We start from the raw sequence: 12683 nt of genomic DNA on the forward strand, positions 1-12683 counted from the left end.
CGCTTTCGAATCGTTCATTTAAGAACCGATCGAAACCTTACCTCGCCATCTTGAACCTATAACTCGTTGATTAACAAGGAGTTTCAAGTTCCGACTGCGCCGGAAGTGGGGCGAATTATAGACAGATCCAGAGGGGCGTCAACCCCTGATTTACACCTTTGTTGCAGAATTACGCTTGTGACCCACAAAACGGGGTATCCGCCGGGTCACTGCAGGTATGCGCAACGCTAGCAGCAATGCCCCTATGGCAGCGTAGATCGCCCATTCCTTGAGGTCCGAACGCACAACCCACAGAAAGTGCAACAGTCCCAGACCGAGGATCACATACACCAGACGATGCAGCTGCTTCCACTTCGCCCCAAGCCGCCGCTGACTGAAACGATTGGACGTCAGTGACAGGGTCAACAATCCCAGCAACGCGATCGCGCCGACGATAATGTAAGGGCGGTCGACGAGCTCGACACCTAGCTGCCCCCAATCCAGGCCCAGAACAAACACCAGATACATCGTCAGGTGCAGCAAGGCATAGGCCAGGCTCCACAATCCCAATTGCCTGCGTACCAGAAACCACCCCGGCCACGCCGTCATTCGCTGCAAAGGCGTCAAGGACAGCGTCACCAACAACAGCACCAACACGCCCAGGCCGAATCGGTTGAGCAACACCTTGCCCGGATCAGGCCCCAGCGCCAACAGCTGAGCCTGATATATCCAATAGGGCGGCCACACCGCAATGACGATAAATACGCTCACGCGCCACCACAGATATCGCATCAGTAATTCTTCCTCAGATCCATACCGGCGTATAACGACGCCACCTGCTCTTCATATCCATTGAACATCTGAGTCGTGCGCACATTAGGACTGAACAGACCGCTAGGCAGGCGACGCTCCCGCGCCTGAGTCCACCGCGGGTGGTCCACCGTGGGGTTGACGTTGGCATAGAAGCCATATTCGGTAGGGGCCAGGCCCTGCCAGGTGGTGGCCGGCTGCTCGGCCACCAGGCTGATACGCACGATCGACTTCACGCTCTTGAAGCCGTACTTCCACGGCACCACCAGACGTAACGGCGCGCCATTCTGGTTGGCCAGTTCGCGTCCGTACATGCCGACCGCCAGAATCGCCAGCGGATTCATCGCCTCATCCAGGCGCAAGCCTTCTACATAGGGCCAGTCGATCAGCGCGAAACTGGAGCGCTGACCCGGCATGCTCTGCGGGTCCTTCAGGGTTTCGAAGCGTATGTATTTGGCCTTGCTGGTGGGCTCGACCTGCTTGAGCAGATCGGCGATAGGAAAACCGATCCAGGGAATGACCATCGACCAGGCCTCTACACAGCGCAGCCGGTAGATCCGCTCCTGCAGTTGATAAGGCTTGACGAAGTCCTCCAGCGCATAGCGCCCGGGCTTGCCCACCTCGCCGTCGATGACCACCGACCAGGGCTCGGTTTTCAAGGAGCCGGCATTGTTCGCCGGATCACCCTTGTCGGTGCCGAACTCATAGAAGTTGTTGTAGTGGGTGGCATCTTTGAAAGGCGTGATGGCCTCCCCCGCCACCGTCACCGCCTGCCATTGCGTGCGCCCTATCTGTTCGGCCAGCCAGGCGGGCGCCTTGCTCGCATCTGCATCGGGATAAAGAGAGGGATCGGCGGCGCTCGCCCAACGCGGCAGGCCAGCCATCGCCAAGCCGGCGACGGAGCTGCCCAACAAGGTGCGGCGCGAGAGATAGAAGGATTCGGGAGTGACCTGCGACTCGTGACAGTCGCTGGCCTTGGCGAGCTTGATGAGCATAGAAACTCCGTAGTCTTTTGGGATCACCAACAGACTACGGATTATGAGCGGTATCGGACTACATCAGGCCTTTTTGTGACGGCTTTTACGTAACAGAAATTGAACCGGGCCAGAAGCCGCGTATGCCAGGAAGATCAACAACAGTACCCGCGGCGGATCGCTGAAGACTACGGCGAACACCAGCACCACGGCCAGGATGGCCACGAAGGGCACGCGCCCCTTGAGGTCCAGCTCCTTGAAGCTGTTGTACTTGATGTTGCTGACCATCAGCATCCCTGCCGCCGCCACCAGCAGCGCTACCAGGAACGACATCTTCGCACCCGGAATATCGAAGTCGCTGAACGCCCATACCGTGCCGGCGACCACACCCGCCGCCGCCGGACTCGCCAGGCCGATGAAGAAACGCTTGTCGGCCTTGCCCACCTGCGTGTTGAAACGTGCCAGACGCAACGCAGCGCCGGCGACATAGATGAAGGCGACCATCCAGCCGACCTTGCCCATGTCCGCCAGCGCCCAGCCGAAGGCCAGAATCGCCGGCGCAAGGCCGAAAGCGACCATGTCGGCCAGCGAATCATACTCGGCGCCAAACGCACTCTGGGTGTTGGTCATGCGCGCGACGCGGCCATCCAGGCCATCCAACAGCATGGCAACGAAAATGGCGATCGCCGCAAAGGAGAAGTACTTGGCGGCCTCCACGGGATTGCCCGCGCTCACTGCACTCTGTGCACTGATGGAGTTGATGATCGAGTAGAACCCGGCGAACAGATTCGCGGTAGTGAACAGATTGGGCAGCAGGTAGATGCCACGGTGCCGGACTTTGCGTCCCTCGGCATCATGACCCTCCTCGACATGCTCGTCGATCGGTAGAAGACTTTCGGCGTCGGAGGCCTTGTTCGGCTCTTCGGGACGTTCGCTCATGGACAGAATACCTTGCAACGGTGTGAAAAGTTTCGACAGACGTCTGCCACGAGGGTTCGCTTGCAAACGATGCCGCTTTATACCAGAAGCTGAGCACCATAACGAAAAAACGCGGCCGAGGCCGCGTTTTCATCATGACAAAGGTGTATCAGTTCTTGGCTTTGTCGACGATCTTGTTGGCACCGATCCAAGGCATCATCGAGCGCAGCTGCTCGCCGATGATTTCGATACCGTGAGCGGCGTTGTTACGACGCTTGGCAGTCATCGACGGATAGTTGGCAGCGCCTTCAGCGATGAACATCTTGGCGTATTCGCCGTCCTGGATGCGCTTCAGAGCGTTACGCATGGCCTGACGGGATTCGGCGTTGATGACTTCAGGGCCGGTCACGTACTCGCCGTACTCGGCGTTGTTGGAGATCGAGTAGTTCATGTTGGCGATACCGCCTTCGTACATGAGGTCAACGATCAGCTTCAGTTCGTGCAGGCACTCGAAGTAGGCCATTTCTGGTGCGTAGCCCGCTTCGACCAGCGTTTCGAAACCGGCCTTGACCAGTTCGACGGTACCGCCGCACAGAACGGCCTGTTCGCCGAACAGGTCGGTTTCGGTCTCGTCCTTGAAGGTGGTTTCGATGATGCCGGTACGGCCGCCGCCCACGCCCGAAGCGTAGGACAGTGCGACGTTCTTGGCGTTGCCCGAAGCATCCTGGTAGATAGCGATCAGGTCAGGGATACCGCCGCCTTTGACGAACTCGGTACGCACGGTGTGACCTGGCGCCTTTGGCGCGATCATGATCACGTCCAGGTCAGCGCGAGGCACGACCTGGTTGTAGTGGATAGCGAAGCCATGGGAGAAGGCCAGGGTAGCGCCCTTCTTGATGTTCGGCTCGATTTCGTTCTTGTACAGCTGGGACTGGAACTCGTCCGGAGTCAGGATCATGACCAGGTCGGCTGCGGCAACGGCGGTCGCCACGTCGGTGACTTTCAGACCGTGGGCTTCTGCCTTGGCAACGGTGGCCGAACCTTTACGCAGACCGACGGTAACGTCGACACCGGAGTCTTTGAGGTTGCACGCTTGAGCGTGACCTTGCGAACCGTAACCGATGATGGCGACTTTCTTGCCCTGGATGATGGAAAGGTCGCAGTCTTTGTCGTAGAAAACTTTCATGGTGGTCCCCTGTTATCTGGCCCGCAGGCCATTCACTGAATTGGTTTAGATGCTGAGTACTTTGTCGCCACGGGCAATGCCGGTGACGCCACTGCGCACGGTCTCGAGGATCGCCGCTGTGCCGATAGCCTGAATGAAGCTGTCCAGCTTGTCGCTGGTACCTGTCAGCTGAACGGTGTAAACGCTAGCGCTGACGTCAACGATCTGCCCCCGATAGATATCGGTGGTGCGTTTGATCTCGGCGCGTTGGGCGCCAGTAGCCTTCACCTTGACCAGCATCAGCTCGCGCTCGATATGGGCGCTTTCCGACAGGTCGACCAGTTTGACCACCTCGATCAATTTGTTGAGGTTTTTCGTGATCTGTTCGATCACTTCATCATGCCCCACGGTAGTCAACGTCAGGCGCGACAAGGTCGGGTCTTCGGTCGGTGCTACCGTCAGGCTTTCGATGTTGTAGTTGCGTTGGGAAAACAGCCCGATCACACGCGACAGCGCGCCCGGTTCGTTCTCCAGCAAAAGCGAAATGATATGACGCATGATTAAGTCCGCTCCGTCTTGCTGAGCCACATGTCGCGCATGGAGCCGTCCTTGATCTGCATCGGATAGACGTGCTCGGCGACGTCTACCTGAATGTCGATGAACACCAGGCGATCCTTCATGGCGAAGGCTTCTTCCATCTTCGGCTTGAGGTCTTTCAAGTCGGTGATGCGCATGCCGACATGCCCGTACGCCTCGACCAGCTTGACGAAGTCAGGCAGCGATTCCATATAGGAGTGGGAGTGACGAGCGCCATAGCTCATGTCCTGCCACTGACGGACCATGCCCAGCACGCCGTTGTTGAGCAGGATGATCTTGACCGGCAGGTCGTACTGCAGGCAGGTCGACAACTCCTGGATGTTCATCTGGATGCTGCCTTCGCCGGTCACACAGGCGACGTCGGCATCCGGGAAGTTCAGCTTGACGCCCATGGCCGCCGGGAAACCGAAGCCCATGGTGCCCAGGCCGCCGGAGTTGATCCAGCGGTTAGGCTTGTTGAACCGGTAGTACTGCGCCGCGAACATCTGGTGCTGGCCGACGTCGGAACTGACGTAAGCGTCGCCCTTGGTCACTTCGCACAGGGTCTCGATTACCTGCTGAGGCTTGATCTTGCTGCCGTCGCCCTTGTTGTAAGGGAACAGGGTGCCGTCCGGGCGCCACTCTTCGACCTGCTTCCACCAGGCGGCGACCGCTTCCTTGTTCGGCTTCTCGCCGATTTCCTTCAAGGTCGCGACCATTTCGCTGAGGACGCTGTCCACCGGGCCAACGATCGGCACGTCGGCCTTGATGGTCTTGGAGATGGACGCCGGGTCGATATCGATATGGATGATCTTGGCGTTCGGGCAGAACTTGGCGGCGCCATTGATGACGCGGTCATCGAAGCGCGCGCCCACGGCCAGGATCACATCGGCGTGGTGCATGGCCAGGTTGGCCGTGTAGCTGCCGTGCATGCCGAGCATACCGACGAACTGGCGATCCATGCCCGGATAGGCACCCAGGCCCATCAGGGTATTGGTCACCGGGGCGTTGAGCCATTGGGCCAGTTCGGTCAGTGACTCGGAACCGTTGCCCAGGATTACGCCACCGCCGGCATAGATCACCGGGCGCTTGGCGGCAACGAGCATTTCCGCAGCCTTGCGGATCTGGCCCGAGTGGCCACGGACCGCAGGCGTGTAGGAGCGCAGCTTGGCCTTTTTCGGGAAGATATATTCGTACTTGTCGACCGGATTGGTCATGTCTTTCGGAATATCGACCACCACCGGGCCCGGACGGCCGGATTGCGCCAGGTAGAAGGCTTTTTTCAGGACTTCAGGGATTTCCGACGCGTGCTTGATCATGAAGCTGTGTTTCACGATCGGCCGGGAAATACCGATCATGTCGGTTTCCTGGAAGGCATCGGTGCCCACGAGGGTGCTGGCCACCTGGCCAGACAGGATCACCATCGGAATGGAGTCCATGTAGGCCGTGGCAATACCGGTAATTGCGTTGGTCGCGCCTGGGCCGGAAGTCACCAGCACCACGCCGGCCTTGCCGGTCGCACGGGCATAGCCGTCAGCCATATGGGTGGCTGCCTGTTCGTGACGAACCAGGATGTGGGCCACTTCCGACTCTTTGAACAAGGCATCGTATACGTGCAGGAGAGCACCACCAGGGTACCCGTAGATGTGCTTGACCCCTTCGTCACGCAAAAAGCGGACGATCATCTCACCGCCAGATAAAAGCTCCACGTTGTCACCTCTAAACGCCAGAATACCGCTCAGGCAGAGCGGGTCTTGATAGGTTTACTGCCTAGCAGAGCATGAGCGACGGTGGTCGCCGACTACGTCAGCACTGACTGAGCAAGTATTGGGTGCCCCAGATGTTGCGGGGCTTTCCCACCCAGCGCGAGGTAACGCGTTGCGGGTGTTACGGGTCGGCGCGGGTGTGCGCCTCATGATCTGCCGGGCGGGCCTGCTTCTGGCAGTCCCGTCACAGCGGACTTGGGATTGTTCGGATTCATCCAGCCCAAGTCAAGTAATCTGTGAGATTTCTTGCTGGCAATCGTATGGACGGCCACAAGAATTCAGTAAAAAAGCCCGAAGCTGTGGTAATTTTCATCAATATCGTTTTTTCGAGGAGTCACCATGCGCGCGATGATCATCAAGGTCAGCCTGTTGTTGTTGCTGAGCACATCGGCATTCGCGGGGCAGATCTACAAGTGGGTCGATGCCCAGGGCGTGACGCACTTCGATGCGCAGCCACCGGCGGGGCAGAACTCCACGCCGATCGAAACCAGGACACCGCCCGCGCCCGCCCCAGCCACCGCTCCCAAAGGCAGCGCGCCGACCGGCACCGACGACAAACAGAAAGCCGCCGACGCCAAGGTCAAGCAGGAAGTGACCGACGCCCAGCAACGCACCGATGAATTCTGTGACCAGGCTCGGACCAATCTGGCGCAGCTCACCAACAATCCACGGGTGCGCCAGGACGTGGACGGTGAACTGCGCCGCCTCACGGAGGAGGAACGACAGGCCAAGATCACCGAAACCAAGGCGAGCATCGCCGACACCTGCCAGTAACGCCCTACCCCCTGCTCAGCGCGCCTGGGTAATCAGCTCGTCAAACTCCGCCAACAATACATTCAAGCCCCGGCTTTGCTCTGCGCGGCTGGCATAGACCATTTCCGACATCGCCAGGATCCCCGAGGCATTGGGCAACGGCAGCTCCTGCTCGATGATCTGCTTCATGCGCGGCAGGAAAATCCATTGCAGCCATTGTTCGAACTCCATGCTGTCGACACAGAACGGCTCCTGACTGGCCAGCGCTTCGGCACTGGGAGGCTCCTGCGCCCACCAGCCTTGCAGACGTAGCTCACGCTCGATGAGCAGCAGGTGTTCGGCCAAGGCCGGCAAGCGAGCATCCATCACGCCCCTCCGCTTGCTTTCTGGCGAGCCAATGCAGCGCCGGCGCTGTCACCCTGACGATCCTTGGCCTGAGCGATCACGCTCCACAGACCGCTCTGCAGATCGGGGCGACCATTGGAATAAGTCAGCGCGCGGCGGGCGAATTCTTCGGCCTGCGCTGGCTCGCCTTGTGCCAGGCGCACCTGGGCCAGGCGATACAGCACTTGCGGCTCGCGCGGGGCAATCCGCTGGGCACGCTCAAGGCTCGACGAGGCGCCGTTGAGGTCGCCGCTGCCTTGCTGTTGCTGGGCAGTGGTCAGCAACGACAGCACCGGGCCGTCGAGCTGCTCGTCGGCAGACAGCCCGCCGGTGCTTTTCGGGATGCCGGTAGGCGCCGTGGGCATCGAGTAGCTGGTAGAGGGCGCGCTCGCATAGTTGGTGCTCGGCGCCGCGCTCGGTGCCACGTAGGCGCCAGGCGTGATAGGCGCACTCGACGGCCCGGGGGTGATCGGCGCGTTATAGGCCCCAGGGGTGATCGGCGCGCTGGTCGGCGCGGCGAAGCTGCCAGAGCCGCTGGCCCCCGGCACCATCACCACCACTCCGGAATCCTGCGGCGCGGCCTGGGGCTGCGTCTGTGCGACCGATGCCCGGTAGGTGGTCTGGCGATTGGCCGAGACGCGCTCGTTGTTCGACACGGCAGACCCGGAGTCCACCACCGGGATCGAGCCACGCTGCACGCTGGCGCAACCATTGAGCAAGGCCAGCGCCGTTACAGCAGGAAACCACCACTTGTTCACGTTAGCTCCTCGTCACTTAATTCAGCCAGCCCTTGACCCAATCCATCACCGAACCGGCGGGATTGTCAGGGCTGGCGCCACAGGCGGTGCCTGGAGCGGGTTCACTGCCGCGAATATACGGCATCTGTACGGCGCCAGGGCAGCCTTCGGCCGAGCCCTGGCCGGTCTGCGCGTTGATCCAGGCCTGTACCACGTTATCGGGTACCGGCGTGTCCAGCGGCAACGGATCGGCCTTGCTCATGAAACTGGTCCACACCTGCAACGGCCCGGTGGCACCGGTGAACGGTGTCTTGCCGTTGTCGTCGCGGCCCATCCAGACCACCGCGAGCAGATCCTGACTGAAACCGGCGAACCAGGCATCACGGGAATCGTTACTGGTACCGGTCTTGCCCGCCAGCGTGAGGTTCTTGGGCAGCACGTTGTACACCGAACGCCCGGTACCTTCACGCATGACCCGCTGCATCGCCGTCTGGATCAGGTAGATGGAGCCGGCATCGAAACGCTGCTCGATCTTGAACGGGTAACGCTTGAGCGGTTGCCCTTCGGCAGTAAGCACACTGCGAATGCCGCGCATCGGCGTATTGAAGCCGCCGTTGGCGATGGTCTGGTACATGGTCGCGACCTGCATCGGCGACATACCGCCCGCGCCCAGCAGCATCGACGGATAGGCCGGCCAATCGACATCGACGCCCAGCTTGCTGATGGTCTTGAACACGTTCGGCACACCCAGATCGAGGCCCAGGCGGGCACTCGACAGGTTGAGAGAATGCGCCAGGCCCTGATACAGAAAAATCGTGCCGTTGGCGGTTTTCTCGTAGTTCTGCGGCTTCCAGATCTGCCCGTCGGCGCCCTTGACCTGGAACGGCTCGTCCTTGATCCAGGTGGTCAGGGTGTACTGGCTGGGTTTCTCCAGTGCGGTCAGGTAGATCGACGGCTTGACCAACGAGCCGATCGGGCGCACGGCGTCCAGCGCGCGGTTGAAGCCGGCGAAACCGGGCACACGACTGCCCACCAGGGCCTGCACTTCACCGCTTTCCGGGTTGGTGACCACCATGCTGGTTTCCATAGCGTCCGAGCCTTTACGTGCACCCAGGCGCTTGAAGGTATCGGTCACCGAGGCTTCAGCCTTCATCTGCAGGATCGGGTCGAAACTGGTGAAAATGCGCAAGCCTTCTTCGGTCAAGTCTTCGTCGCGGTAGTCTTCACGCAGCTGGCGTTTGACCAGGTCGAGGAATGCCGGGAACGAGCTGTCCGCCAGGCTGCCGCGGTTGGTCACGCCCAGTGGCATGGCCTTGGCGGCAGCGACGGCTTCAGGGGTGGCGACGCCTTGCTGTTGCAACAGGTCGAGCACCAGGTTGCGCCGCTCCAGGGCGCGATCAGGATAGCGCCGCGGGTTGTAATAGGACGGTCCCTTGACCATGCCCACCAGCAACGCCACTTGATGCAACTTGAGCTCCGACAGCGGTTGGCTGAAGAAGAACTGGCTGGCCAGGCCGAAGCCATGCACTGCCCGCTGCCCATCCTGGCCGACGAATACCTCGTTGAGATAGGCCTCGAGGATCTCGCGCTTGCTGTAGTGAACCTCCAGCAACACAGACATCATCGCTTCTTCGAGCTTGCGGGTCAGGCTGCGTTCGTTGGTCAGGAAGAAGTTCTTGACCAACTGCTGGGTCAGGGTACTGCCACCCTGGCGCATCGACCCGGATGAGGTGTTGATCCACATCGCCCGCACGATGCCCTTCGGCGAGATACCGAAGTGGTGATAGAAGTCGCGATCCTCGACCGTGGTCAGGGTATCGAGCAGATAAGGCGGCGCCTGATCGAGCTTGATGAGGATGCGGTCTTCGAGGTTTTTCGGGTACAGGCCACCGATCAGTAGGGGCTCGAGGCGCACCACCGGGAGTTTGTCGCCGCCATTGCCGCTGAGTTCGGCGACATAATCGCCACTGAAGCGCACACGTACCGGGCGCGCCTGCTCCAGGCCTTCATAGAACTGAAATCCGCGGGTGTTCAGCGCCACGGTCGTGCCATTGACCGCGGCCTCGCCCGGCCCAGTGACCGTCGGCTGGCGCCGATAGCCCAATGCATCGAGCTCGGTGAGGAAGTCTTTTTCGGTGAGCTTCTGCCCCACGAACAGCTCCAGCGGCCGGGCGTAGACCTTGGCCGGGATGGTCCAGCGCTTGCCGGAGAACTTCTCCTGGACGATCGCATCGAGGTAGACGGCAAAGCCTGCCAGCACCACGAGGCCGACGAGCCCGAGCTTGATAGCCCAGCCAAGCCAGGGACGCAGGCCACCAGAGGGTTTTTTGGAGCGGGAGCGAGGGGATCGGGTACGAGTCATGGCGGCGGATTATACGCACTTTGCAGGCGCATCAACAGGCGCCTGCCAGCGGTTTGCAGCATCGCCGCAAGCCGCCATAATGGACCCCAAGAATCACTTGCCCCGAGAAGGATCATCCGTGACCCAAGCGCTTATCACCGCCCTGCAAAATCCTGCCCTTTACCCTCATGCGGTCAAGGATATCCAGCTGATCGAGACCCATATTTCCTGGGTGCTGCTGACCGGCGAGTATGCCTACAAGATCAAGAAGCCGATGAATTTCGGCTTCCTGGACTTCACTGACCTGGCCAAGCGCAAGCATTTCTGCGGTGAAGAGTTGCGTCTCAACGAGCGCCTGACCGAAGGCCTGTACCTGGAAGTCCTGCCGATTACCGGCAGCGCCGAAGCGCCCCAACTCAATGGCGACGGCCCGGTGATCGAATACGCCCTGAAAATGCGCCAATTCCCTCAGGATGGCTTGCTCAGCACCCTGCAAGCCAATGGCGAACTGCATCAAGAGCATATCGATGCGCTGGCCACGCAAATCGCGCATTTTCACCTGAATGCCCCGCACGTGCCGCAGGAACACCATCAAGGGACTCCAGAAGCCGTGATGGAACCGGTGCAGCAGAACTTCGACCAGATCCGCCCCTTCCTCACCGACAAGGCCGACCTGCAGCAACTCGATGCCCTGCAGGACTGGGCGCGCACCAGCTTCGATCGGCTCAAGCCGCTGCTGGCCGAGCGCAAGGCGCAAGGTTTCATTCGCGAATGCCACGGTGACATCCACCTGGGCAATGCCACCGTCATCGACGGTAAAGTGGTGATCTTCGACTGCATCGAATTCAACGAGCCGTTTCGCTTCACCGATGTCTGGGGCGATACCGGTTTCCTGGCCATGGACCTCGAGGATCGCGGCCTCAAAAGCCTGGCGCGGCGCTTCGTCAGCCAGTACCTGGAGCTGACCGGCGACTACGAAGGCCTGCACGTGCTGAATTTCTACAAGGCCTACCGCGCCATGGTCCGCGCCAAGATCGCCCTGTTCAGCATGCCCCAGGGCGCCGAAGGCCTGGCTCGCGCCAATGGCTTGCGCCAATACCGTCGCTATGCCGACCTGGCCGAAAGCTACAGCGCCATTCCGTCGCGCTTCCTGGCCATCACCAGCGGCGTCTCGGCCGTCGGCAAGAGCCACGTCGCCATGCGCACGGTCGAAGCCCTGGGCGCCGTGCGCCTGCGCTCGGATGTCGAACGCAAGCGCCTGTTCGGTGAACAACAGCCAGAAGCCGACAAGGTCCTGCAGAGCGGTATTTACAATGCCGAGGCCAGCGCGGCCACCTACGCGCGCCTGCATCAGTTGGCCGATAGCATCCTGGCCGCGGGTTTCCCGGTGACCATCGATGCCACCTATCTCAAGCACGCACAGCGTCAGGCGGCCGCCAACATCGCCGAAACCCGCGGTGTTCCCTACCTGATCCTCGACTGCAATGCGCCAGAGGCAGTCATCGCCAGCTGGCTGCAACAGCGTCAAAGCGAGAACAACGACCCCTCCGACGCCACCCTTGAAGTGATCCAGGCGCAGTTGGCCAATCGCGAACCGCTGAGCGCCGAGGAAACTCTGCTCAGTAAACGGGTCGAAACCAATGAGAGCGACAGTCTCGACAAGTTGGTGCGGCAGATTCGCGACCGTTTGCCCGGCCTCTGACCCCTCATGAGCGTCGTGATACAGAATGTTTCACGGCGCCGCATGATGGCAGTATACTGGCGCCATAATACCAACACCGCCGTAGTGAAGGAGCGCAGTCATGTCCAAGCCCAAGCAGCTCGACTCACCCCTGTATGCCCTGGTGCACCACGAGAATATCCAGGGCTTCAACCAGGAAAAACTCAAGCACGATCACATCGACTTCACTGGCGGTGACTTCCGCGGCCTCGATCTGCGCGAGCTGGACGCCGAAGGCATCGATTTTACCGACGCTTACTTTCGCGCCGCCGACCTGCGCGGCCTCGACCTGCGCAACGCCGGCCTTGAAGGCGCCAGCCTGTCCCACGCGCAAATATCCGGGGCGTACTTTCCAGCAGAGTTGAGTGCCGACGAGATCCTCATGTCGGTCAATTTTGGTACTCGCCTGCGCTATCGCACCCGCTGAATAGGCACCTGACTTGCGTTGACGGCCATTTGAAAGGTGAGCCCTGCGGCTCATCGTCGTGTGCCGGAACCTGCGAATGTCGCAACTGGCGCTACACTCCCCTTCAGAATTGACCGAGTCAGCGAACCCTGAC

At 60.6% G+C, this 12683-nt stretch carries 12 protein-coding genes; 3 read left to right on the forward strand and 9 right to left on the reverse strand.

Features of this window, described 5'->3' with window-relative positions; genetic code table 11:
* Positions 1-150 precede the first annotated feature (150 nt).
* The 6 genes from msrQ to LIX93_RS26705 all read right to left on the reverse strand — a co-directional run bounded on the left by msrQ (position 151) and on the right by LIX93_RS26705 (position 6131).
* Complete coding sequence (gene msrQ / locus LIX93_RS26680) at positions 151-771, reverse strand: protein-methionine-sulfoxide reductase heme-binding subunit MsrQ (protein WP_226507050.1); 621 nt, start codon at positions 769-771, stop codon at positions 151-153.
* Positions 771-1784 carry a protein-methionine-sulfoxide reductase catalytic subunit MsrP gene (msrP, locus tag LIX93_RS26685; protein ID WP_226507051.1) on the reverse strand — a complete coding sequence of 338 codons (1014 nt, stop codon included), beginning with the start codon at positions 1782-1784 and terminating at the stop codon, positions 771-773. Before msrP ends, msrQ begins: the two co-directional genes overlap by 1 nt.
* Before the next feature lie 63 nt (positions 1785-1847).
* Positions 1848-2702 (reverse strand): CDP-diacylglycerol--serine O-phosphatidyltransferase, encoded by an 855-nt coding sequence (gene pssA / locus LIX93_RS26690; RefSeq protein ID WP_226507052.1) that lies wholly within the window; start codon positions 2700-2702, stop codon positions 1848-1850.
* A gap of 148 nt (positions 2703-2850) precedes the next feature.
* Complete coding sequence (gene ilvC, locus LIX93_RS26695) at positions 2851-3867, reverse strand: ketol-acid reductoisomerase (protein WP_226507053.1); 1017 nt, start codon at positions 3865-3867, stop codon at positions 2851-2853.
* A 45-nt stretch (positions 3868-3912) separates the two neighbouring features.
* The gene (ilvN, locus tag LIX93_RS26700) at positions 3913-4404 is read right to left on the reverse strand and encodes an acetolactate synthase small subunit (protein WP_226507054.1); all 492 of its coding nucleotides are present in this window, start codon (positions 4402-4404) and stop codon (positions 3913-3915) included.
* A gap of 2 nt (positions 4405-4406) precedes the next feature.
* A complete protein-coding gene (locus LIX93_RS26705) occupies positions 4407-6131 on the reverse strand; it encodes an acetolactate synthase 3 large subunit (protein ID WP_226507055.1) in 1725 nt (574 codons plus the stop codon).
* Positions 6132-6527: 396 nt separating this feature from the next.
* Here LIX93_RS26705 and LIX93_RS26710 point away from each other — a divergent pair, with 396 nt between their 5' ends.
* Positions 6528-6962, forward strand: a complete 435-nt coding sequence (locus LIX93_RS26710) for a DUF4124 domain-containing protein (RefSeq protein ID WP_226507056.1) — start codon at positions 6528-6530, stop codon at positions 6960-6962.
* Between the two features lie 15 nt (positions 6963-6977).
* Here LIX93_RS26710 and LIX93_RS26715 read toward each other — a convergent pair whose 3' ends face one another.
* The 3 genes from LIX93_RS26715 to mrcB are packed head-to-tail and all read right to left on the reverse strand — an operon-like array spanning position 6978 to position 10424.
* Positions 6978-7307, reverse strand: coding sequence for a YqcC family protein (locus LIX93_RS26715; protein WP_226507057.1), 330 nt, complete (start codon positions 7305-7307; stop codon positions 6978-6980).
* Positions 7307-8083, reverse strand: a complete 777-nt coding sequence (locus LIX93_RS26720; RefSeq protein WP_226507058.1) for a tetratricopeptide repeat protein — start codon at positions 8081-8083, stop codon at positions 7307-7309. The genes LIX93_RS26715 and LIX93_RS26720 overlap by 1 nt, the downstream gene beginning before the upstream one ends.
* A gap of 16 nt (positions 8084-8099) precedes the next feature.
* Complete coding sequence (gene mrcB / locus LIX93_RS26725) at positions 8100-10424, reverse strand: penicillin-binding protein 1B (RefSeq protein WP_226507059.1); 2325 nt, start codon at positions 10422-10424, stop codon at positions 8100-8102.
* Between the two features lie 118 nt (positions 10425-10542).
* Between mrcB and LIX93_RS26730 the strand changes: the two genes are divergently transcribed.
* Together LIX93_RS26730 and LIX93_RS26735 are read left to right on the forward strand one after the other, a co-directional pair.
* Positions 10543-12105: a bifunctional aminoglycoside phosphotransferase/ATP-binding protein gene (locus tag LIX93_RS26730; protein ID WP_226507060.1), complete on the forward strand. Its 1563-nt coding sequence runs from the start codon at positions 10543-10545 to the stop codon at positions 12103-12105.
* A gap of 100 nt (positions 12106-12205) precedes the next feature.
* Complete coding sequence (locus tag LIX93_RS26735) at positions 12206-12550, forward strand: pentapeptide repeat-containing protein (RefSeq protein WP_226507061.1); 345 nt, start codon at positions 12206-12208, stop codon at positions 12548-12550.
* Positions 12551-12683 lie beyond the last annotated feature (133 nt).

Origin of the sequence: Pseudomonas sp. MWU16-30317 (assembly GCF_020515695.1) — a bacterium.
In the GTDB taxonomy this organism is placed as follows: Bacteria; Pseudomonadota; Gammaproteobacteria; order Pseudomonadales; family Pseudomonadaceae; genus Aquipseudomonas.